The sequence below is a fragment of the Streptococcus sp. UBA632 genome (assembly GCF_002300045.1).
Taxonomy (GTDB): Bacteria; Bacillota; Bacilli; order Lactobacillales; family Streptococcaceae; genus Streptococcus; species Streptococcus alactolyticus.
Genome location: NZ_DBPA01000006.1, coordinates 1 through 20,149, shown reverse-complemented (window position 1 = coordinate 20,149; position 20,149 = coordinate 1). Strand labels below are relative to the sequence as shown.

Annotated in this window: 26 protein-coding genes; 18 read left to right on the top strand and 8 right to left on the bottom strand. The window is 40.4% G+C overall.

The features are described from left to right. Nucleotides 1–7: 7 nt before the first annotated feature. The 3 genes from B3473_RS00410 to ftsY are packed head-to-tail and all read left to right on the top strand — an operon-like array spanning nucleotide 8 to nucleotide 3,194. Nucleotides 8–808 (top strand): Cof-type HAD-IIB family hydrolase, encoded by an 801-nt coding sequence (locus B3473_RS00410; protein ID WP_154455021.1) that lies wholly within the window; start codon nucleotides 8–10, stop codon nucleotides 806–808. Beyond that, nucleotides 805–1,623: a Cof-type HAD-IIB family hydrolase gene (locus tag B3473_RS00405; protein WP_269725548.1), complete on the top strand. Its 819-nt coding sequence runs from the start codon at nucleotides 805–807 to the stop codon at nucleotides 1,621–1,623. The genes B3473_RS00410 and B3473_RS00405 overlap by 4 nt, the downstream gene beginning before the upstream one ends. 50 nt (nucleotides 1,624–1,673) lie before the next feature. Then, nucleotides 1,674–3,194 carry a signal recognition particle-docking protein FtsY gene (gene ftsY / locus B3473_RS00400; RefSeq protein WP_293650804.1) on the top strand — a complete coding sequence of 507 codons (1,521 nt, stop codon included), beginning with the start codon at nucleotides 1,674–1,676 and terminating at the stop codon, nucleotides 3,192–3,194. Nucleotides 3,195–3,240: 46 nt separating this feature from the next. Here ftsY and B3473_RS00395 read toward each other — a convergent pair whose 3' ends face one another. The 3 genes from B3473_RS00395 to B3473_RS00385 are packed head-to-tail and all read right to left on the bottom strand — an operon-like array spanning nucleotide 3,241 to nucleotide 5,094. Beyond that, nucleotides 3,241–4,053, bottom strand: coding sequence for a TIGR03943 family putative permease subunit (locus B3473_RS00395; protein WP_154455024.1), 813 nt, complete (start codon nucleotides 4,051–4,053; stop codon nucleotides 3,241–3,243). Beyond that, a complete protein-coding gene (locus B3473_RS00390; RefSeq protein ID WP_154455025.1) occupies nucleotides 4,050–4,955 on the bottom strand; it encodes a permease in 906 nt (301 codons plus the stop codon). Before B3473_RS00390 ends, B3473_RS00395 begins: the two co-directional genes overlap by 4 nt. 4 nt (nucleotides 4,956–4,959) lie before the next feature. Continuing rightward, nucleotides 4,960–5,094: an SPJ_0845 family protein gene (locus tag B3473_RS00385; RefSeq protein WP_154455026.1), complete on the bottom strand. Its 135-nt coding sequence runs from the start codon at nucleotides 5,092–5,094 to the stop codon at nucleotides 4,960–4,962. A 137-nt stretch (nucleotides 5,095–5,231) separates the two neighbouring features. On the opposite strand from B3473_RS00385, the gene B3473_RS00380 reads away from it, so the two are divergent. The 8 genes from B3473_RS00380 to B3473_RS00345 all read left to right on the top strand — a co-directional run bounded on the left by B3473_RS00380 (nucleotide 5,232) and on the right by B3473_RS00345 (nucleotide 11,711). After that, nucleotides 5,232–7,364 carry a Tex family protein gene (locus B3473_RS00380; RefSeq protein WP_154455027.1) on the top strand — a complete coding sequence of 711 codons (2,133 nt, stop codon included), beginning with the start codon at nucleotides 5,232–5,234 and terminating at the stop codon, nucleotides 7,362–7,364. Further along, on the top strand, nucleotides 7,351–7,782 hold the full coding sequence (locus B3473_RS00375) for a SprT family protein (RefSeq protein ID WP_167829299.1): 432 nt from the start codon (nucleotides 7,351–7,353) through the stop codon (nucleotides 7,780–7,782). The genes B3473_RS00380 and B3473_RS00375 overlap by 14 nt, the downstream gene beginning before the upstream one ends. Nucleotides 7,783–7,888: 106 nt before the next feature. Then, nucleotides 7,889–8,374: a hypothetical protein gene (locus tag B3473_RS00370; protein ID WP_154455028.1), complete on the top strand. Its 486-nt coding sequence runs from the start codon at nucleotides 7,889–7,891 to the stop codon at nucleotides 8,372–8,374. A 124-nt stretch (nucleotides 8,375–8,498) separates the two neighbouring features. Beyond that, complete coding sequence (locus B3473_RS00365) at nucleotides 8,499–8,774, top strand: PspC domain-containing protein (protein WP_168260510.1); 276 nt, start codon at nucleotides 8,499–8,501, stop codon at nucleotides 8,772–8,774. Between the two features lie 243 nt (nucleotides 8,775–9,017). Then, on the top strand, nucleotides 9,018–9,950 hold the full coding sequence (gene hprK, locus B3473_RS00360) for an HPr(Ser) kinase/phosphatase (protein ID WP_154455030.1): 933 nt from the start codon (nucleotides 9,018–9,020) through the stop codon (nucleotides 9,948–9,950). Beyond that, on the top strand, nucleotides 9,947–10,735 hold the full coding sequence (lgt, locus tag B3473_RS00355; protein ID WP_269725545.1) for a prolipoprotein diacylglyceryl transferase: 789 nt from the start codon (nucleotides 9,947–9,949) through the stop codon (nucleotides 10,733–10,735). The genes hprK and lgt overlap by 4 nt, the downstream gene beginning before the upstream one ends. 20 nt (nucleotides 10,736–10,755) lie before the next feature. After that, entirely contained in the window at nucleotides 10,756–11,175 is a 420-nt protein-coding gene (locus B3473_RS00350; protein WP_154455032.1) for a DUF948 domain-containing protein, read from the top strand. Beyond that, nucleotides 11,172–11,711 (top strand): YtxH domain-containing protein, encoded by a 540-nt coding sequence (locus B3473_RS00345; protein WP_154455033.1) that lies wholly within the window; start codon nucleotides 11,172–11,174, stop codon nucleotides 11,709–11,711. Before B3473_RS00350 ends, B3473_RS00345 begins: the two co-directional genes overlap by 4 nt. An 85-nt stretch (nucleotides 11,712–11,796) precedes the next feature. Here B3473_RS00345 and B3473_RS00340 read toward each other — a convergent pair whose 3' ends face one another. Then, complete coding sequence (locus tag B3473_RS00340; RefSeq protein ID WP_154455034.1) at nucleotides 11,797–12,096, bottom strand: DUF3270 domain-containing protein; 300 nt, start codon at nucleotides 12,094–12,096, stop codon at nucleotides 11,797–11,799. Nucleotides 12,097–12,324: 228 nt separating this feature from the next. Between B3473_RS00340 and B3473_RS00335 the strand changes: the two genes are divergently transcribed. Then, nucleotides 12,325–13,251 (top strand): peptidase U32 family protein, encoded by a 927-nt coding sequence (locus B3473_RS00335; protein WP_154455035.1) that lies wholly within the window; start codon nucleotides 12,325–12,327, stop codon nucleotides 13,249–13,251. Nucleotides 13,252–13,388: 137 nt separating this feature from the next. Then, on the top strand, nucleotides 13,389–14,678 hold the full coding sequence (locus tag B3473_RS00330; protein ID WP_154455036.1) for a peptidase U32 family protein: 1,290 nt from the start codon (nucleotides 13,389–13,391) through the stop codon (nucleotides 14,676–14,678). A 20-nt stretch (nucleotides 14,679–14,698) separates the two neighbouring features. Here the strand turns inward: B3473_RS00330 and B3473_RS00325 are convergent, their stop codons facing one another. Continuing rightward, nucleotides 14,699–15,040 carry a hypothetical protein gene (locus B3473_RS00325; protein ID WP_293650774.1) on the bottom strand — a complete coding sequence of 114 codons (342 nt, stop codon included), beginning with the start codon at nucleotides 15,038–15,040 and terminating at the stop codon, nucleotides 14,699–14,701. A 105-nt stretch (nucleotides 15,041–15,145) separates the two neighbouring features. Here B3473_RS00325 and B3473_RS00320 point away from each other — a divergent pair, with 105 nt between their 5' ends. Next, on the top strand, nucleotides 15,146–15,358 hold the full coding sequence (locus B3473_RS00320) for a YdbC family protein (protein WP_154454164.1): 213 nt from the start codon (nucleotides 15,146–15,148) through the stop codon (nucleotides 15,356–15,358). A gap of 39 nt (nucleotides 15,359–15,397) precedes the next feature. Here B3473_RS00320 and B3473_RS00315 read toward each other — a convergent pair whose 3' ends face one another. Beyond that, nucleotides 15,398–15,952, bottom strand: a complete 555-nt coding sequence (locus B3473_RS00315; protein WP_293650770.1) for a biotin transporter BioY — start codon at nucleotides 15,950–15,952, stop codon at nucleotides 15,398–15,400. Nucleotides 15,953–16,050: 98 nt separating this feature from the next. Continuing rightward, nucleotides 16,051–16,212, bottom strand: coding sequence for a hypothetical protein (locus tag B3473_RS00310; RefSeq protein WP_235281157.1), 162 nt, complete (start codon nucleotides 16,210–16,212; stop codon nucleotides 16,051–16,053). Between the two features lie 147 nt (nucleotides 16,213–16,359). Between B3473_RS00310 and B3473_RS00305 the strand changes: the two genes are divergently transcribed. Together B3473_RS00305 and B3473_RS00300 are read left to right on the top strand one after the other, a co-directional pair. Next, complete coding sequence (locus B3473_RS00305; RefSeq protein WP_373875643.1) at nucleotides 16,360–16,998, top strand: type ISP restriction/modification enzyme; 639 nt, start codon at nucleotides 16,360–16,362, stop codon at nucleotides 16,996–16,998. Nucleotides 16,999–17,067: 69 nt separating this feature from the next. Next, a complete protein-coding gene (locus tag B3473_RS00300; RefSeq protein ID WP_167510345.1) occupies nucleotides 17,068–17,850 on the top strand; it encodes a tryptophan-rich sensory protein in 783 nt (260 codons plus the stop codon). Between the two features lie 64 nt (nucleotides 17,851–17,914). Here B3473_RS00300 and B3473_RS00295 read toward each other — a convergent pair whose 3' ends face one another. Beyond that, nucleotides 17,915–18,538 carry an IS3 family transposase gene (locus tag B3473_RS00295; RefSeq protein ID WP_264879584.1) on the bottom strand — a complete coding sequence of 208 codons (624 nt, stop codon included), beginning with the start codon at nucleotides 18,536–18,538 and terminating at the stop codon, nucleotides 17,915–17,917. On the opposite strand from B3473_RS00295, the gene B3473_RS00290 reads away from it, so the two are divergent. Both B3473_RS00290 and B3473_RS00285 read left to right on the top strand, forming a co-directional pair. Then, entirely contained in the window at nucleotides 18,520–19,521 is a 1,002-nt protein-coding gene (locus B3473_RS00290; protein ID WP_264879585.1) for an AlwI family type II restriction endonuclease, read from the top strand. The two genes, B3473_RS00295 and B3473_RS00290, sit on opposite strands and share 19 nt — an antisense overlap. Continuing rightward, the coding region (locus B3473_RS00285; protein ID WP_293650752.1) for a DUF6287 domain-containing protein at nucleotides 19,473–20,149 on the top strand (677 nt) is incomplete at its 3' end. The genes B3473_RS00290 and B3473_RS00285, both read left to right, overlap by 49 nt.

The window sequence follows — 20,149 nt, the reverse complement described above, 5'->3', positions numbered from 1 at the left end:
TGTAATAATGATAAAGTTAGTAGCAACAGATATGGACGGTACGTTTTTAAACCGACAAGGTTCTTTTGATAAGGCAAGGTTGCGTGCTGTTTTAGATGATTTTGCTCAAAAAGGGATTTTATTTGCGGCAGCCAGTGGTCGTCCACTTTTGGCTTTGGAAAAAATGTTTGCGGATTACCATCATCAGATGGCTTTCATCGCTGAAAATGGTACCTTGGTCAAGGCTGATGGTTCTATTATCTTTGAATCAGGCCTCAGCAAGCCAGCTTATTTGGACATAATTGATACTTTATTGGAAAATCCCTACCTGTCAGGCTACGATTTTTTGTTATCAGGCGAAAAAGGAGCGTATTTGCACCAAAAAGCGAGCGATGAATACGCTCACTTCATTAGCCACTATTATGAAAATGTTCAACGTGTGCCAAATCTAGCACACATAGAAGATGCTATTTTGAAAGTAACGGCGAATTTTTCAGGTGATACGGTGCGTCAAGGTGAGGCTTGGTTTAATCAACGAGTGGATTTTGCGCGAGCTGTTACCACAGGGTTTAAATCGGTGGATATCATAGATAGTCGTGTCAACAAACGCACGGGTCTGGAAGCCCTTTGCCAAGCTTTTGAGATTGATAGCAGTGAAGTGCTTGCCTTTGGAGATAACCTCAACGATTTTGAAATGATGGGATTTGCTGGCACAGCCATCGCCACACAAAATGCCCGCCCAGAAATCAAAAACATCTCGGATGAAGTCATCGGAGATTGTGATGAAGAGGTTGTCATGACTTACATGGAAAGGTTGGCTAAACCATGACAGAGATAAAATTATTGGCTTTGGACTTGGATGGCACGCTTTTTGACAGTCAAAAGGTGGTGTCAGAGGAAAATAAACAAGCCTTGCGTGCAGCACGTGACAAGGGGGTAAAAGTTGTCATCACAACAGGTCGCCCCTTAAAAGCTGTTGAGGATTTGTTGGACGAATTGGATTTAATATCAGATGAGGATTACATCATCACCTTCAACGGCGGTTTGGTGCAAAAAACCAATGGGAAGATTTTGGATAAAAGCCAACTGACACGCGACCAATTGCGGCGTTTGCATGGGGCCTTGGAACCTCTAGGTTTGCCTTTTGACGTGCTTAGTGATGGCATCGTGTACAGTCTTCCTAGTCAGGGCAATCATTCTCATTACCCGCAGGCCAACCCAAAACTTACCTTTGTGGAGTTAGATAGTTTTGATGAGATTCCAAAAGATGTTATTTACAACAAGGTGGTCAGCGTGACCGATCCTGAATTTTTGGATAAGCAAATTTTGCAGCTGCCAAAAGACTTGTATGAGGCATTTGAAATCTTTAAATCACGTGAGATTATTTTGGAAATGATGCCAAAAGGCGTTCACAAAGCAGCGGGCTTGCAGCAATTGATTGATCATCTAGGCTTCTTGCCTGAACAAGTGATGGCTATGGGGGATGAGGAAAATGATCTTTCCATGCTTAAATGGGCTGGCCTAGGTGTTGCCATGGCTAATGCTGTTCCTAAAGTCAAAGCCATCGCAAACCACACAACCACCCGCACCAATGAAGAATCAGGTGTTGCAGAAACTATCGAAGAATACATTTTAAAGGCGTAAATAGAAAGGAAGCGATAGGGCATCGGCTCTGTTGCCTTTGGTAATAGAATATGGGATTATTTGACCGTTTATTTAGAAATCGACGAAAAGACGAGGAAGTTGAAGGCAAGCATGTTGAGGAAACTGTTGTGGAAACCGAGGAGGTGACTGACACCCCTGAGGAAGGAAAAACAGAAGAAACAAGCACAGAAGCCTCTGACCTCACCTCAACAACAGAAGACACACAAGACGAAGCAGTGGAAGAAACAGAAGAAACGGATTCTACCCCAGCTGAAACTATCTTAGAAACTGTTGAAATCACGGAAGATGAGGATAATTCAGCAGATTTTGAGGAAACTGTGGAAACCCTTGCGGAAAACGAAGAAATGGTTTCAGAACCTTCTGAGGAACTTTCAGAAACAAAAGAAGTCATTTCTGAATCAACTGAAGAAGTTGCTGAAAAGATGACTTCTGACTCATCAGAAGATCTTTCTGAAAATGCAGCAGAAGCTGACCCGCATTTTTCAAATGTCATGGCGGATTATTACGCTAAAAAAGCTGCAGCTAAGGAAGCCTTGGAACGTGGCGAAAGCATCTCATTTGAGCCAATCAGCACACGTCAAGAAGAGCCAGAAGCAGAACCTGAAGTGGTGGCAGAGCCTGTTGAAACGGAAGAAGAAAAATACAACCGCAGCCTTAAGAAAACCCGTACTGGTTTCAGCGCGCGTTTGAATGCCTTTCTGGCCAATTTCCGCCGAGTGGACGAGGAATTCTTTGAAGAATTGGAAGAAATGCTGATTTTGTCTGACGTGGGTGTCAATGTGGCAACCCAGCTTACGGAAGAGTTGCGTTATGAGGCAAAATTGGAAAATGCCAAGAAAGCTGATGATTTAAAACGTGTCATCATTGAAAAATTGGTTGATATTTACGAAAAAGATGGCGTCTTTAATGAAAAAATCAATTTCCAAGACGGTTTGACCGTTATGCTCTTTGTCGGTGTTAATGGTGTCGGAAAGACCACTTCTATCGGGAAATTAGCTTATAAATACAAGCAAGAAGGCAAAAAAGTCATGCTGGTTGCCGCGGATACGTTCCGTGCAGGTGCGGTGGCTCAGTTGGTTGAGTGGGGACATCGAGTGGACGTGCCAGTTATCACAGGACCTGAAAAAGCTGACCCAGCCTCAGTCGTCTTTGACGGTATGGAAAAAGCTGTCGCTGAAAACGTTGATATTCTTATGATTGACACGGCAGGACGTCTGCAAAACAAAGACAACCTCATGGCTGAGCTTGAAAAAATAGGGCGTATTATCAAGCGTGTGGTTCCTGATGCGCCGCATGAAACCTTGTTGGCTCTTGATGCCTCAACAGGTCAAAATGCTCTCAGCCAAGCCAAAGAATTTTCAAAAATCACACCTTTGACGGGGCTTATCCTAACCAAGATTGACGGAACAGCCAAGGGTGGTGTTGTTCTTGCCATTCGTCAAGAATTAGATATTCCTGTTAAACTCATTGGTTTTGGTGAAAAAATCGATGACATCGGTGAATTTGATTCAGAAGACTTCATGCGTGGTCTTTTGGAAGGCATTATCTAAGAAGAACAAAAAAAATTCCTACAACCTTAGTTGTAGGAATTTTTCGTTAAAAGACGCGGTAAACATAAGGATTCTTAGGTTCGTTTGTCTTTTTCATCTCGGTAATGTGTAAAACAGGCAAGGTCTGCTCAAGCGTTTGATTGTACTCAAGGCTGATAGTACCTGTGGCTGTAATCCACGTGTTATTTGGGTAACTCGTGTCGTTACCTGTTGTCAATAAGCCATAAACACCAGAGTCAGCAATACAGTGAATGATACCAAAGCGGAATAAGAATTGATACCCCTCGTGTCCAGGCTCGTTGTAAACAAAGCCTGTGTAGGTGATTTCGCGTCCCGTGAAGGCGTCAGGATAGACGTAGATAAGTTCCATGACTTCCATGTAGTTATCCGTCGTGATTTTAACCGGTCCTGTACCCTCGTATTGTTTTAATTCCTTTTGCATTTCTTTTTTATAAGCAGATGAGGTGAAATACAAGCTGGTATCAGGTTTGAGGTATTGAACGGTGGTGCCGTCCTCGCTGACTGTACCAGCAGAGCCAGCCGCTAGGGGAAAATGGTAACCCTTGGCAGATACCGTTGTCGAATCAAGGGTGACTGTCGGAATCAACAAACCAACCAAAACAGGAATAGCTAAAATAATAGGACTAGCGAATTTGGCCAATTTGCCCTGCAAATGACTGTGGAGCTTCATATTTTTCACCCAAATGACCAGCTGGACAATGGCTAAAACAAAGGAAAGCACCATGGAAATATAGGCTAAATAAGCGTAGTGAGTATTGATGTATTGGTCCAATTTTCCTGAGAGTTGGAGGTACATGGACAATTCAAAATACCCCACAAGAATGATAAAACGAATCATGCTATTACCCCCACCACCAAACAATAAACAATGATAATTGCTGTTGAAACGCTAATAAATTGGATGATAAAAGAGGTTTTGAAAGAATGCAGCATCATCATGAGGTTTTTGATATCCACCATAGGTCCAATCAAGAGAAAGGCTAAAATAGGTGCCGTTCCAAAAGTGGACAGTAGAGATGCTCCGATAAAGGCATCCGCCTCGCTACAAAGGGACAAGATGAAAGCCAGTAGCATCATGACTAAAATTGCCGTCAAAGCATTGCCCCCAATTTGTGTCAACAGACGTGTTGGCAAATAAATTTGCATTCCTGAGGCTACCAAGGTCCCAAAAACCAAGTAGCGCCCAGTGTCGAAAAATTCATCAATCGCGTGAGCTAGGGCGAGGAAAATTTTGCGGTACCAGGTTTCGCCAGAATAATCGTGGAAATGCGTTGGTTTGGCATTGGCTTTGAGGATGTTTTCATCTACCACAAAACCAAGCATGATACCAAGCGTCAAGGCAACGATAATGGCCCCCAGCAACCTCAGCCATAAAAAGCGCCAGCTATTTCCAAAAGCCGAATAAGTGGCAAAGAGGACGATGGGGTTGATGATAGGTGCTGTTGCCAAGAAAGGAACAGCGGTGTAACTCGGTACTTTTTTCTCTAAAAAGCGCGTAATGATGGGCACAATCCCACATTCACACGAGGGAAAAATAAAACCAATAAAGGTTCCAAACAAGATGCGTAAGAAACGATTGCGGGGCAAAAAACGCTGCACCAAATCAGGTGTGATGTAAACTTCAATAAATCCCGACAAAATCGTTCCCAACAAGACAAAAGGCAGCGCCTCAATGATAATGGAGATGAAAATCGCAAACCATTGCAGAACGCTGGTTGGTAACTGATTAAAGATAGCCATAAGATTAATCAGTCACTTTCTTGTCTTTTTTGTCATCTTGTGCCTTGTCTTTTTCAGGGTCACTGGAAACCTTTGGCAAACTAGCAAAGTTGGAAAACATACTTTCCAAATCGTCTTGTCGTTTGTGTGTAATTGCCATAATGAGAAAAACCTCGTTTCTAAAATAATCACCCCCTATTATACTATCAAACCTTAAATAGCACAAAAATGGAGTTGCCCCGCTTGTTCAAAAGTCTTAGGGGCTTTTTTAGGACTTTGTGATATAATAAATCTACTATGAAAAATGAAAACATCACACCTATTGCCCAAGAAATGGGTATCAAGGAAGGGCAGATTGCCAAAGTTTTGGAATTAACTAGCGAAGGCAATACCATTCCTTTTATTGCACGTTACCGTAAAGAAATGACTGGTAACTTAGATGAAGTCCAAATTAAAACCATTATTGATTTGGATAAGAGCATGACGGCTTTAGCAGAACGCAAAGCCACTGTTCTCGCTAAAATTGACGAACAAGGGAAATTAACACCAGAATTGAAAACAGCTATTGAACAGGCTGAAAAATTGGCTGATGTTGAAGAATTGTATCTCCCTTACAAAGAAAAACGCCGTACCAAGGCAACGATTGCGAGAGAAGCAGGGCTATTTCCTTTGGCTCGCTTGATTTTGCAAAACAAACCGTCCTTGGAAGAAGAAGCCAAAGCCTTTTTGACAGAAGGTTTTGACACACCCGCCAAGGCGCTTGCAGGGGCTTGTGATATCCTCATCGAAGCTTTTTCAGAGGACAATCAAGTACGTTCGTGGGTTTACAATGAGATTTGGTCTTATAGTTCGATTGTTTCAAGCGTCAAAGACGAAGCAGCTGACGATAACAAGACTTTCCAAATCTACTATGATTTTTCAGAAAAAGTTGCGAAAATTCAAGGCTACCGCATTCTTGCCCTCAATCGTGGGGAAAAACTTGGTATTTTGAAAGTCGGCTTTGAGCATAATGTGGATAAAATGATTCGTTTCATGGGGGCACGTTTCAAACAAAAAAATGCCTACATTGATGATGTCATTGCCAAAACCATCAAGAAAAAAATCCTTCCAGCCATGGAGCGTCGTGTTCACAATGAGTTAACTGAAGGCGCGGAGGATGGGGCTATCCAACTCTTTTCAGAAAACTTGCGTCACCTCTTACTCGTGTCACCTCTTAAAGGCAAAATGGTGCTTGGGTTTGACCCTGCCTTTCGTACAGGTGCCAAATTAGCCGTGGTGGACCAAACAGGGAAATTGCTGACGACTCAAGTGATTTACCCCGTTCCACCAGCCAGCCAAGCTAAGATTGACCAATCAAAACAGGACTTAGCAGACCTCATTCGCACTTATGGCATTGAAATCATCGCCATTGGAAATGGGACAGCCAGCCGTGAAAGCGAAGCTTTTGTGGCACAAGTTTTGAAAGACTTCCCTGAAGTGTCTTACGTGATTGTCAATGAAAGCGGAGCTTCTGTGTATTCAGCGTCAGAATTGGCTCGCCACGAATTTCCTGATTTGACCGTTGAAAAACGCTCTGCCATTTCCATTGCCCGTCGTCTGCAAGACCCTTTGGCAGAACTGGTGAAAATTGACCCTAAATCTATCGGTGTTGGGCAATACCAGCACGATGTTAGTCAGAAAAAATTGGCTGAAAACCTTGATTTTGTGGTGGATACCGTGGTTAACCAAGTCGGTGTTAACATCAATACTGCAAGCCCAGCCTTGTTGGCCCACGTTTCAGGTTTGAACAAAACCATTTCAGAAAATATCGTGAAATACCGTGACGAACACGGACGTATCACCTCACGTGAGGAAATCAAAAAAGTCCCTCGCTTGGGAGCCAAGGCCTTTGAACAAGCGGCTGGTTTCTTGCGTATCCCAGGGGCTGACAATATCCTTGACAATACAGGGGTTCACCCAGAGTCTTACAAGGCTGTTGAACGTTTGTTGCAAGAATTGAACATTACAGATTTGGATGAGTCAGCCAAAGCCAAACTCCAAGCCGTTTCAGTACCATCAATGGCAGAAACGATTGGCATTGGGCAAGAAACGCTCAAGGACATTATCGCCGACCTCTTAAAACCAGGTCGTGACTTGCGTGATGATTTTGAGGCACCTGTCTTGCGTCAGGACATTTTGGATATTTCTGACCTTGAAATCGGTCAAAAATTAGAAGGAACCGTTCGCAACGTTGTGGATTTCGGGGCCTTTGTGGATATTGGTTTGCACGATGACGGTTTGATTCACATTTCGCAAATGAGCAAATCCTTTGTCAGCCACCCAAGTCAAGTCGTTTCCGTTGGCGATATCGTCACCGTTTGGGTGTCAAAAATCGACAAAGAACGTGGCAAAATCAATCTTTCTTTGGTAGATTTGCGTGAACTTGACTGATTTTGTCAAAGCCGTGTCGCAAGAAGATTTTGGCAAGTCTTTTAACCATGTTGCCGTTTGGAACACCAAGCTCAGAAGCAGTGGCGGCCGCTTTTTCCCCGCTGACGGTCATTTGGACTTTAACCCCAAAATCTACGATACTTTTGGCTTAGATGTTTTTCGGAAAATCGTTCGGCACGAACTTTGCCATTACCACCTGTATTTTGCTGGAAAAGGCTATAAACACGCTGATGCTGATTTCAAAGACTTGCTAAAAGCCGTCGATGGCCTGCGCTATGCCCCCTCCCTCTCACAAAATGCTCCTGCCAACCATTACCGCTGCCAACAATGTGGACAAGACTACCACCGAAAGCGCCGTATCAACACCCAAAAATACCGCTGCGGCCGTTGTCAAGGCAAGTTGCTTATGATAAAATGAGAATTTCATGTGCAAATAATGAACCACATTAAAAGCTTAAGGAGGATTTAATGGAAGATATTTTTGTTGGGCTGACCCTTATTGGTTTAGTAGCTGCTTGGTGGTTTTGGAAGAAACAACCACAACTCAGACCGTAGCTAGTCAAGTTTCATCTGTTTCTACCACCATTTCAACGTCTTCTAGTTCTTCCACAGTTGAATCTTCAACTTCTTCCTCAAGTTCTAGTAGTACAACCGAAAGTAGTTCTTCGTCTGAAGAATTCAAGAAATTTGATACCGAAGCTGGTAAACAATTTGCTGAATATCTAAAACAACAACTAGATGCTAACTATGCAGATGTAGGTTATACTTTTACAGTAACTGGGGATAACTCTACGGTAAATGTTAATGTGTTACAAGATTTTAAGTACGAACCTGAAAGTGAGGTTCAAAGAATGGCAGATGCTCTCTTGAGTTTTAAAAACGGAAAATTCTATACTTGGGCAACTGAAAATGGCTATAATTATAACGATACACCATATTTAATCATGAATGCTGAAGATGGGACACCTCTTGCCTCACAAGGAATTTCTGGATATATGAAAGTAAAATGATATTTCTAAATAAAGATTAATACTTATGTCCAACCCATAAAAAATAAAATCAGTCGTAGGGCTGATTTTATTTTGTTGAAAGTGTTATATAATGATTGTAGTAGAGTAGAGAGGAAGTGAAGAGATGAAATCAGTACTCTATAAAAAGCGTGAAAACAAGATGGTTAGTGGGGTTTGTTCCGGAATTGCCGATAAGTTCGGTTGGGACTTGCCTTTGACACGTGTGTTGACCGCTTTGCTCATTTATTTTTATGGCTTTGGTCTTGTACTATACATCCTTTTAGCCATCTTTCTTCCCTACAAAGAAGACATGACACAAAATGATGTGAGAACGGGTCCACGTCGGCGCAAGGACGCTGAGGTGATTGACGAGGATAATGACGACGATTGGATTTGGTAATCCCCTCACCTGATAAACAGATGGGCTAAGGCGGTTTCTACTAGCGTGGGACTGACTTAGTCCATTTTTGGTAAATATAAGTGTCATCGCTTACTTTTAGAGGTGATTGTGATATAATAAAAAGAAAAGGAAAAAGGGTGGAACACGAACGAAAAGCGCAGCTCCCAGCCCTAACCGTTCAAAATCGCTGGGATTGAAAAAAAGTGTTGTGTTTTCGCAAAAAAGTGTTCCAGGTATGAAAACATGACTGTTACTGTCAAAATGTTAGTGGACAAGGTCAAGCTAAAAGTTGTCTATGGTAATGATGAACTCTTGGCCAAGGAAATTACAACGGCTGACATTTCAAGACCAGGTCTTGAAATGACGGGGTATTTTGATTACTACTCTCCCGAACGTTTGCAATTGTTGGGGATGAAAGAGTGGACCTATCTCATGAAGATGACCTCGCACAACCGTTACCAAGTCTTGACGGAGATGATTAAGCCTGAAACGCCAGCTATCATCGTAGCGCGCAAATTAGAAGTTCCTGAGGAAATGTTGGCTGCTGCTAAGGAAAAAGGCATTGCGATTTTGCAAAGTCACATCTCAACCAGTCGCTTGTCAGGTGAAATGTCTTGGTACTTGGATTCTTGCCTTGCTGAAAGAACCAGCGTGCATGGCGTGCTTATGGATATCTACGGCATGGGTGTCTTGATTCAAGGGGATTCAGGTATTGGAAAAAGTGAAACAGGTCTTGAATTGGTCAAACGTGGTCACCGTTTGGTTGCGGATGACCGTGTTGACGTCTTTGCCAAAGATGAAGAAACCTTGTGGGGTGAGCCAGCTGAGATTTTAAGGCACTTGCTAGAAATCAGAGGTGTTGGTATCATCGACGTGATGAGTCTGTATGGTGCTAGTGCCGTTAAAGGGTCATCACAAGTCCAATTGGTCATCTACCTAGAAAACTTTGAGTCAGGCAAGGTCTTTGACCGTCTTGGTAATGGCAATGAAGAAATTGAATTGTCAGGCGTTAAAATCCCGCGCGTGCGTATTCCTGTTAAAACAGGTCGTAACGTATCAGTTGTTATCGAAGCTGCCGCTATGAATTACCGTGCCAAACAAATGGGATTTGATGCGACCAAGACCTTTGAAGAGCGTTTGAGCAAGCTGATTAGTCAAAATGAGGAGAACGAATGATAAATCCCATTGCTCTTCAGTTAGGACCGTTCAGTATTCATTGGTATGCCATCTGTATCGTTTTAGGAATGCTTCTTGCTGTCTATTTAGCCATGCGAGAGGCACCTAGACGGCATATTTTGCCAGACGCTATCTTGGATTTCATCTTAATCGCCTTTCCTCTAGCCATTATCGGCGCACGACTCTACTACGTTGTTTTTGACTGGTCGTATTATGCCAGCCAGCCGCCAAGTGAAGTGTTTGCCATTTGGCACGGTGGATTAGCGATTTACGGTGGTTTGATTACAGGTGCGATTGTGCTTTTTGTGTTTTCTTACTATCGTGCCATCAATCCGCTGGATTTCTTGGACATTGCCGCTCCTGGTGTTATGATAGCCCAAGCTATAGGGAGGTGGGGAAATTTCGTCAATCAAGAAGCTTACGGAAAGATAGTCAGTCATTTGAATTACCTTCCCAATTTTATCCAACACCAAATGTATATTGATGGGGCTTATCGGGTGCCAACTTTCTTATACGAATCAGTCTGGAACCTGCTTGGCTTTATCCTTATCCTGAGTGTCAGACGCCAACCACATTTCTTAAAACGGGGGGACATTACTTTCTTCTATCTGATTTGGTACGGTTGCGGTCGTTTCGTGATAGAAGGCATGCGAACAGATAGTTTGATGTTCTTTGGCATGCGTGTATCGCAGTGGTTGTCTGCTATTTTAGTAATCGTAGGACTCTTTTTCATGGTATGGCGCAGATGTCATCAAAAAGATATTCCTTATTATCAAGAAGCATAGAAAGTCAGTTAGGAGAAGAAATGTTAGAAGTAGCACTTTTAATTATTGCTATTGCATTTGCTATATTAGTTGGTGTTTTGATACCAATTGGCATTAAATTGTATCGGACAGTAGATGCGATCAATGAAACTATTGATGAAACCAAACAAACCATTACTGTCTTGACCAGTGATGTCAATGTGACACTCTATCAGACCAATGAATTGTTGGCTAAAGCTAATGTTTTGGTCGAAGATGTCAATGGTAAGGTAACAACCATCAATCCATTATTTGTAGCGGTTGCTGATTTATCTGAGACGGTGTCTGATTTAAATGGACAAGTTCGCCATTTAACGCAGAGAGCTTCTCAGGCATCATCAACAGTCACAAAAGCCAGTACTGCCCTTGCCATTGGTAGAGCAGCTACCAAATTATTTCAAAGAAGAGGAGAAGAATCATGAGTAAACTATTGAAGAATGTTATTGTCGGTATCGCTTCTGGTGCAGCTGTTGCGTATTTCTTGACATCTGAAAAAGGTAAAGAATTGCAACAAAAAGCGAAAAAAGCTTACGATGCTTACAAAGAAGACCCAACAAAATACAACCAAAAAGCAAAAGACAAAGCGACTGAATACACAGATTTGGCCGTTGATACCTTTAACGATTACAAACAAAAATTAGAATCTGGTGAATTGACCACAGAAGATATCTTGGGAGCTGTTAAAGAAAAAGGACAAGCCGTAGCAGAATACACAGGTGAAAAAGTATCAGAAGTCGCTTCTAAAGTATCAAAAGCCGTTGAAGAAACAGAAGCAGCTCATCATGATAAAACAGGTGCTGAAGTCGATGACATCATCATCAACTACGATCCAAAATCACAAGAAGACACAGATGCTGAAACATCATCTGACGATGAACCTGTAAAAGTGAAAGTGGACCCTGAAGAAGAAGCAAAAGCTGATTCATCAGCTGAAGCAGACGAAGATAAAGCCAACTAAAAAAGGCCTAGGCCTTTTGGTTCATTAAAAAACTCCTGAGATAGCTGGTCAAGAGAACTTGAACATCAGCGCTCAGGGAGTTTTTTTATTCTTTTGTTCTGTTTTTGATAGACCGAATCATGCGCGGCACCCCTACAATGGTCGCTAGGCTAATAAGAGAGGCAAATAAGAATGACCAAAGAGGAGCTAAATGCAAAGCAAGTAAAAAGAATGACACAATAACCGTTAAAACGGCAAAAGATGCGATACGTGCAAAGAAAACCAATTCTTGAAAACGTTCATTCTCATGGTCTATATACTGAAAGGTTTTAAATTTTGGGCTAGAGTTTTGCTTTTGCTGCAAATCCTCGTTCGGCTCATGATGTTGTTTTAATGGTGTCGGCATATCCCTCTCCTCTAATTACCTAGCTATCATAACATAAAATGAAAGCTTTGTCATCTTTTTCCAAAACTTGACTAATGTTTCAAAATATGTTTAAAATAGTTGTTGCTCTTTTTAGGAAGCAATCTTTGATTTATCGACTTTTCAACCGCAAAGAAGGGATTTTTTGCCATTGGGATTTGGATAAATTATTATGACTAATCGTTATAGGAGTGGTATAATTAAAACATTATGGAAAAAATAATTATTACTGCGACGGCAGAATCTATCGAGCAGGTTAAAGAGCTCTTAGAGGCTGGTGTTGACCGCATTTACGTGGGAGAGGAAAATTTTGGCTTACGTCTTCCCCATAATTTCACTTACGATGAATTGCGTGAGATTGCAGGGCTTGTTCACGAGGCAGGTAAAGAAATTGTCATTGCTTGCAATGCCTTGATGCACCAAGACATGATGGTGGCTGTTCGCCCTTACCTTGACTTTTTGAAAGAAATCAAAGTGGATTACTTGGTATCAGGCGACGCTGGGATTTACTACATCAACCAGCACGAAGGCTATCATTTCAAAATGATTTACGATGTGTCCGTCTTTGTTACATCAAGCCGTCAAGCCAATTTCTGGGGTGATCACGGTGCCAGTGAAATCGTGTTAGCAAGGGAAATTCCGTCTGCGGAGTTGTTTAAAATGTCTGAAAACCTCCGTTACCCAGCAGAAATTCTCATGTATGGTGCAACGGTTATTCACCATTCAAAACGCCCTTTGTTGCAAAACTACTACAATTTCACGCATATTGATGATGAAAAAACGCGTGAACGTGGCTTGTTCTTAGCTGAACCAGCTGACCCAGAAAGTCACTATTCGATTTTTGAGGACAAACACGGCACACACATTTTTGATACGGACGATATCGACATGATGCCTAAATTGCCAGAGTTGCTAGAACACGGCTTCACACACTGGAAATTAGATGGTATCTATTGTCCAGGTCATAATTTTGTTGAAATTGCTAAGATTTTTGTTCAAGCGAAAAAACTGGTTGAGGCTGGCGAATTGACACAAGATAAAGCTTTCTTGCTGGATGAAAGCATTCGCCAATGGCATCCAAAAGGACGCAGCCTTGGAACTGGCTTTTACGATTTTGACCCGTCAGAGGTCAAATAATACAAACTCTGTTGTCTTGCCATGATTGAGTTACTATTTCAGGGCGTGACAAGACAACCCAACTACATTTTACGGAGAAATTGGTCTTAGACTAATCTTCTCACTACATTTACTATCTTGAAAATAGGAATTACAGAATGTCACAAAAAAAATTAAAACGTCCAGAGGTGTTAGCACCTGCTGGAACACTTGAAAAATTAAAAGTTGCTGTTGATTACGGTGCCGACGCTGTTTTTGTCGGTGGTCAAGCTTATGGTTTGCGTAGCCGTGCAGGAAATTTCACCATGGATGAACTCCGTGAAGGGATTCAGTACGCTCACGAACGTGGGGTAAACGTCCACGTTGCAGCCAACATGGTCACACACGAAGGCAATGAAGCAGGAGCAGGCGCATGGTTTAGAGAACTTCGCGATATGGGCTTGGATGCGGTAATTGTATCTGACCCTGCCTTGATGGTCATTTGCTTGACAGAAGCACCAGGATTAGAAGTACACGTATCAACTCAAGCGTCAACCACTAACTATGAGTCATTTGCTTTCTGGAAAGAAATTGGCGTGACGCGCGTGGTTTTAGCCCGCGAGGTGTCTATTGCCGAAATCGAAGAAATTCGCCAACACACTGACCTTGAAATTGAAGCCTTTGTTCATGGGGCAATGTGTATCGGTTATTCAGGGCGTTGTGTTTTGTCTAATCACATGAGCCACCGTGACGCTAACCGTGGTGGCTGCTCACAATCTTGCCGCTGGAAATACGACCTTTACGATATGCCATTTGGTCAAGAACGTCGCAGCCTAAAAGGCGAAATTCCAGAAGAATTTTCAATGTCAGCTGTGGATATGTGCATGATTGAGCACATTCCTGATTTGATTGAAAATGGTGTGGATAGCTTCAAAATTGAAGGTCGTATGAAATCAATCCACTATGTATCAACCGTTACAAACTGCTACCGCGCAGCCGTTGATGCTTATTTGGAAAGTCCTGAAAAATTTGAAGCCATCAAAGATGATTTGATTGACGAATTGTGGAAAGTCGCTCAGCGTGAATTGGCAACTGGTTTTTATTACAAAACACCAACAGAAGACGAGCAGTTATTTGGTGCTCGCCGCAAAATCCCACAATACAAATTTGTTGGAGAAGTTGTGTCATTTGATGCCGGAACAATGACAGCAACCATTCGCCAACGTAACGTTATCCTTGAAGGAGATGTGGTCGAATTTTACGGACCAGGTTTCCGTCATTTTGAAAACACCATCAAAGATTTGCATGACGCCGACGGCAATAAAATTGACCGTGCCCCAAATCCAATGGAATTATTAACCATTACCGTCCCACAAGAAGTACGCCCAGGCGATATGATTCGCTCGTGCAAGGAAGGGTTGATTAACCTTTACCAAAAAGATGGGTCTAGCAAAACGATTAGAGCATAATAGATAGCAAAAAAGAACGACTAAAGCGAAGTCGTTCTTTTCTCTTGGTTGTGGTTTTCTTGTGATTGTCTGACTGTTGGCGGCACTAAAGTCAGATGCTTTATCGCATCAATCGGAATAATCGCTGAAATGTTGTGTTTAATATTTTTTAAAATCAATTTATTATGGGCAGTGTCCCATTTGACCAAATCGCCAGTAAAGCTTTTTTCCTCATAAATCGCATGCAAAGCCAAGTGTTTTTCATGCGCTTCTTGAATGGTTTGAGAGAGCTTGTGGAAAATCAGCTGGTTATCTCTAGGCTGACCTTGAAAGTCCATATAGGTTTTGGTGTATTTTTTTAATGCGTGAATCAGATTTTTCATAGTGTTTTACCTAAAAAATTGTTAAAATGATTATACACCATTTTTGGTGAAAAAGAAACACGCCTTGCTGAAGTTTTTACGAATATCATTAGTAGGAGGTCCTTTATGGCAGAATTTAAATTTGAAATTGTTGAACACTTGCTTACCTTGTCTGAGAGCGATAAGGGATGGACGAAAGAGCTTAATCGCGTGAGTTTTAATGGCGCAGAGCCTAAATTTGATATTCGTTCATGGAGTCCTGACCATCAAAAAATGGGAAAAGGCATTACCCTTACCAATGACGAATTCAAGATTATTCTTGAAGCTTTTCGTCAATAAAATGTGTGATTATGTTTAGAAAAGGCTGGGATTTTTATCCTAGCCTTTTTCGATTGCTTGAAAATATGGTAAGTGTTGCAGTGAGCGTCTTAAAGTTTGGCTGATGAGGCTAATAACGACTATTTTTCCTAATTCAGGAAGGAGGAAAGGCAGGACACCTGTTAGCCAAGCAGCTTTCCAAGTCATGTCAGCTAGAAAATGCAGCCCTATAACGCCACAGACAAATGCCAAGGCATCCCCAAGGAGATTGCTTATGAAAATACCTGCTAAAGACGAGTGTCTTTGACAAAGGTAAGAAGTAACGCAGGCATAAGCAATAAATCCCCACAAAAAGCCAGCTGTCGGAGTGACAAAAGCACTAATCCCCCCAGCACCCCCAGCAAATACAGGTAGGCCAATAGCCCCCAATAGCCAGTAAACAAGAATGCTCAAACTGGCATCACGAAAACGAAAGGTTGATGCTACCAGCCCCACGGCAAGTGTCTGCAAGGTAAAAGGTACCGTACCAATTGGAATGGTAATCTGTGACAGGACAGCGATTAAAGCTGCTCCAAATGCGGGAAAAACAAGGGTTAATGCTCTGTTACTTGGCATAAAGACCTCTTTCTTTTTAAAAATAGTAAACCTATCTTAATTATATGGTTTACTAAAATTGTAACCAAAGAAATAGACGATGTCAAGTGCTGCATCGTCTATTTCTTTTTAGTGTTTCGTGTTCTTAAATAAAATGAGCAACCGATGATAGCAAAAGCAATGCCCAAAATGATAAAAGTACTTTTACGGGGTGTGTCTGCTAGTAAGCCATAAGCTAAAAAGATAGCAGCAGATAGGAAATAAATGGTGTGTCTAGACATGGAAACTCCTTTGATTGATGAATTACTCCTATTTTAGAATAAAGCGATGCGCTTTGCAATGGCTAAGATCAATAAACTAGTCAAAAACCGCTATTTTCTTTATAATAAAAATGAAACCGCAATCATAAGGAGAGAATAGGTGAAAACATGACAAGACTAGCGTATCGATATTATATTTTTGATTTTTATGGCACCTTTGCTTATGTCTATGGGCTACTTAATTCTCGTGAGTATCAGGAAAAGTATGCCAATGACTTGAAGAAAGACTTGGCTCGGATTCCGATTGTTAAGCATAAAGAAAAGTATGTTGAAGTTGGTAAGGCTTTGATGGACTTGCACCTCAACTATGAAGAAGTACCTGTCTATGATGATGTGGAGATTCAGTTTTCTGCTCAGCCTTCTTACAAGGTTACTAAGATGAAATTCATCAAAAAAGGTGACCGCTCTGCGATTGTATTTAATAACGAAATCACCATTAAAAATATCCCTGAGAAAGCTTATGAATATATGGTCAATGGACGCTCAGCAATCGAATGGATTATGGACCAGTATCAGATTAAAACCGATAAGAAATCAGGCATCACAGATGATCCGAATGACAATGCCGTTATGGAAAGATTCTACAATACGCTCAAACACGAATTCTATTATCTCTACAAGTTTGATTCAAATGACATTCTTGACCAAAAGCTTTATGAATTCGTTTATGGGAAATATAATCACGTAAGACCACATCGTGCAAACGGTGGACTTACACCTTATGCTGCACGATGTCGTGCAGCGTAAGAAATTTTATACACTAGTGTTACAAAAATGCTTGACTAGGTCAAAACATATATGAATAGGAGAATAAAAATGAAAGAAAGAAAAAAAGCAATTATAAATATATTACTATTATTTTTAACACTTGTAATAAATGCCCTCGGAGCCCTCGGCCTAATCAATGGCTATTCACAAAAAGAGGTATCTGACAGATATTTGACCCTGATAACTCCAAGCCCAACTACATTCAGTATTTGGAGCATAATTTATATTCTTGTAATTTTATCATGTATTTTAATGATAATTAGAAGTGATAATGATTACTATAAAAACGTTATAAATGGAATTACTTCGCTCTTCCGCTTTTCCAGTTTATTCAACATACTATGGATTATATCATTTTCTTATCTACAATTAGAATTGTCAGTTATTTTTATTGTTGCCTTTTTATTTTCGCTATCATTAATATTAGAAAAATTATTATCAATAAAATCTAAAGGGCATTTTATAATACCTTTATCATTTGGAATATATGCCGGTTGGCTTTTTATAGCAACAGTTGTAAACATATCTGCAACTTTGGTTAAACTCAATTGGAATGGATTTGGAATATCTGACACTTTGTGGGCTTTTACAATCTTAATAGTAGCTGTAGTGATTGTATTTCTAGTCAACGTAAAAAATAAAAACGCTGTATTCCCTTTACCGATAGCCTGGGCTTATTTTGGAATCAATAATTTTCTTAAATCAAGCCAAGGCTTTTCGGGATCGTATCCTATATTAGAAAAAGCATCTATAGTAGGGATGATTTTACTTATAATGATATCAATTTTTAGATTTTATAAAAACAATTACAAAATTATTCCTACCACTTAAACTTAGTTTTTCTATTAACATTGACCTAGTCAAGCATTTTTGTAACACTAGTGTATAAAATTTCTTACGCTGCACGACATCGTGCAGCATAAGGTGTAAGTCCACCGTTTGCACGATGTGGTCTTACGTGATTATATTTCCCATAAACGAATTCATAGAGCTTTTGGTCAAGAATGTCATTTGAATCAAACTTGTAGAGATAATAGAATTCGTGTTTGAGCGTATTGTAGAATCTTTCCATAACGGCATTGTCATATGGACAGCCTGCTTTGCTCATACTTTGTTGGACATAGTTTTTATCACAAAATTTATTGAATTCTTTTGCGGTAAATTGACGCCCTTGATCAGAATGCAGGATAATTCCTTTTGCTGGTTTTCGACGTTCTAGTGCGATTTTCAAGGTTTCCTTTGCCAATTCAGTATCGATATGACTGCTGTTTAATGATGCAACCACTTCACGAACGCAAAGGTCTATAATCGTGCAATTGTAACGCATTGTTCCATCTGGACGAGTTAAATATGTAAAATCAGTACACCATATTTTATTGGGTTCTTTTACATCAAATTCCCTATTCAGAAGGTTTGGAAAGATTTTATTGGCTGTTCCTTTTACATAGTTTGGTTTCTTTCGACGTGTGATGGAACGTAAGCCTAAAGAAATCTTTAAGAATGTTTGATTATGAAACACAATTAAATGTTTTTAAAGAACTATATAACGACATTATCCAATTGGGTGACTTTAGGACAAGAGAAACTGAAACGAAAACCGCAGAAGAATATATGAAAAAGAAGTTGAGGAATTGGGGAGACTATACAGATTCTATTTTTCGTATCTTAAGAGCAACAGGTGTTGTAGTATTCAGTAAAGGAAGAACACTTACAATAAGTTCTGAACGAATTGATGAAATCAAATATATTCTAAAAAAAGTAGATAGAGAAATTGTTTGTACTGATATGAATAGAAATGACTTTGATTTGTATATTTCTAATCCTCATGAGCCTATATTGTTAAACGATAATAAAGATAGTTTAATAAAAACTTTAGAGAGTATCGGTAGCTTTGGTAATAACAAAGAGGATATCTATGTTCTTAAGCATAGACTCAATCAGCAACGAATCTTTAGAAAACAAAAAAAAGTAGACGACGAGACACTAAGATTAAAAGCGCGTTCTAAGGAAGATATTGAAGACATATTACAGACCTTTGAAGCTATTAGTCAAAAAGAAATTGAGCCTGCAAGTATGAGACCTACTTTCTTTGAATGGAATATCTGGCGAGCAATGACTATGATTAACCATGGAAAAGTGAAGGGGAATTTTACTGTTGATGATTCAGGAATGCCTATTTCTACAGCAGGTGGTGGGAAAAGTGACATAATTGGCGATTATGGAAAGTTTAATATCGGTATCGAGGTTACTCTTTCTACAGGTCAAAAACAATTTGAAATGGAAGGAGAGCCTGTAAGTAGGCATATTGGGGAAATGCAGGTGGAAAAACCAACGTTTGGTATTTTTATAGCAGATTCTTTAAATGAAACAGTTATAAATCATTTTTACACTTTATCTCATCAGAAATCAAAAATATACAATGGTTATTATAATGAGGCATGGAGGATTAGGAAATGGTTCATAAAAAACTTAAAATCGTTATCGGTACGGTACTTGTTTTAGCACTAGGAGCAGGAGCTTTTGTTATTCACCAACAAGCAAATGAACGTGAAACAGCTAATCGTAAACAAGCTAGTAATACTTTCTTGCAATCAGGTAAAACATCTAGCTCTAGTGAGGAAACTTCCTCTACGGAAACAGAAGAAAGCACTAGCTCTAGCGTTGATACAACGCAACTTACGACAGACCAAGTAGAAGAATGGGTAATTGCTTCCTATATCAATTTAAAAGGACTTAATGTTTCACCAGCTAACTTCCACGTGACAGTAACAGCTTCTGATGATGGTCTAGTCTATTCTACGCTTTATGGCTGGTCTTTAACAGATGGTGAAGAAATCACCTATCGTATTACTGCTGACGGCACGTTAGAAATGTTTGGACTTGCGGAGCATAAATGGATAACAGCTGAAACACAATACCGAGCAATAGGATATTATCCGAATGGTATTGATATTGCAAGTGTCCTAGACGGCGACTTTTCAACGCTTTATGGCACGTGGGTGGCAAGTGATGGTAGCTACTTCACTATTAATAACGACAACTCAGTTACCTTTAGTCAAACATCATCAACTGATATAACAACGTTAACTGTACCTGATTTAAATACTGAATTAAATAGCTCAATACCTTA

Excerpts from the sequence above, each read along its gene's own strand:
- B3473_RS00410 (WP_154455021.1), top strand. The coding sequence starts at position 8 with ATGATAAAGTTAGTAGCAACAGATATGGACGGTACGTTTTTAAACCGA.
- B3473_RS00405 (WP_269725548.1), top strand. The coding sequence starts at position 805 with ATGACAGAGATAAAATTATTGGCTTTGGACTTGGATGGCACGCTTTTT.
- ftsY (WP_293650804.1), top strand. The coding sequence starts at position 1,674 with ATGGGATTATTTGACCGTTTATTTAGAAATCGACGAAAAGACGAGGAA.
- B3473_RS00395 (WP_154455024.1), bottom strand. The coding sequence starts at position 4,053 with ATGATTCGTTTTATCATTCTTGTGGGGTATTTTGAATTGTCCATGTAC.
- B3473_RS00390 (WP_154455025.1), bottom strand. The coding sequence starts at position 4,955 with ATGGCTATCTTTAATCAGTTACCAACCAGCGTTCTGCAATGGTTTGCG.
- B3473_RS00385 (WP_154455026.1), bottom strand. The coding sequence starts at position 5,094 with ATGGCAATTACACACAAACGACAAGACGATTTGGAAAGTATGTTTTCC.
- B3473_RS00380 (WP_154455027.1), top strand. The coding sequence starts at position 5,232 with ATGAAAAATGAAAACATCACACCTATTGCCCAAGAAATGGGTATCAAG.
- B3473_RS00365 (WP_168260510.1), top strand. The coding sequence starts at position 8,499 with ATGAAATCAGTACTCTATAAAAAGCGTGAAAACAAGATGGTTAGTGGG.
- hprK (WP_154455030.1), top strand. The coding sequence starts at position 9,018 with ATGACTGTTACTGTCAAAATGTTAGTGGACAAGGTCAAGCTAAAAGTT.
- lgt (WP_269725545.1), top strand. The coding sequence starts at position 9,947 with ATGATAAATCCCATTGCTCTTCAGTTAGGACCGTTCAGTATTCATTGG.
- B3473_RS00350 (WP_154455032.1), top strand. The coding sequence starts at position 10,756 with ATGTTAGAAGTAGCACTTTTAATTATTGCTATTGCATTTGCTATATTA.
- B3473_RS00345 (WP_154455033.1), top strand. The coding sequence starts at position 11,172 with ATGAGTAAACTATTGAAGAATGTTATTGTCGGTATCGCTTCTGGTGCA.
- B3473_RS00340 (WP_154455034.1), bottom strand. The coding sequence starts at position 12,096 with ATGCCGACACCATTAAAACAACATCATGAGCCGAACGAGGATTTGCAG.
- B3473_RS00335 (WP_154455035.1), top strand. The coding sequence starts at position 12,325 with ATGGAAAAAATAATTATTACTGCGACGGCAGAATCTATCGAGCAGGTT.
- B3473_RS00330 (WP_154455036.1), top strand. The coding sequence starts at position 13,389 with ATGTCACAAAAAAAATTAAAACGTCCAGAGGTGTTAGCACCTGCTGGA.
- B3473_RS00325 (WP_293650774.1), bottom strand. The coding sequence starts at position 15,040 with ATGAAAAATCTGATTCACGCATTAAAAAAATACACCAAAACCTATATG.
- B3473_RS00320 (WP_154454164.1), top strand. The coding sequence starts at position 15,146 with ATGGCAGAATTTAAATTTGAAATTGTTGAACACTTGCTTACCTTGTCT.
- B3473_RS00315 (WP_293650770.1), bottom strand. The coding sequence starts at position 15,952 with ATGCCAAGTAACAGAGCATTAACCCTTGTTTTTCCCGCATTTGGAGCA.
- B3473_RS00310 (WP_235281157.1), bottom strand. The coding sequence starts at position 16,212 with ATGTCTAGACACACCATTTATTTCCTATCTGCTGCTATCTTTTTAGCT.
- B3473_RS00305 (WP_373875643.1), top strand. The coding sequence starts at position 16,360 with ATGACAAGACTAGCGTATCGATATTATATTTTTGATTTTTATGGCACC.
- B3473_RS00300 (WP_167510345.1), top strand. The coding sequence starts at position 17,068 with ATGAAAGAAAGAAAAAAAGCAATTATAAATATATTACTATTATTTTTA.
- B3473_RS00290 (WP_264879585.1), top strand. The coding sequence starts at position 18,520 with ATGTTTGATTATGAAACACAATTAAATGTTTTTAAAGAACTATATAAC.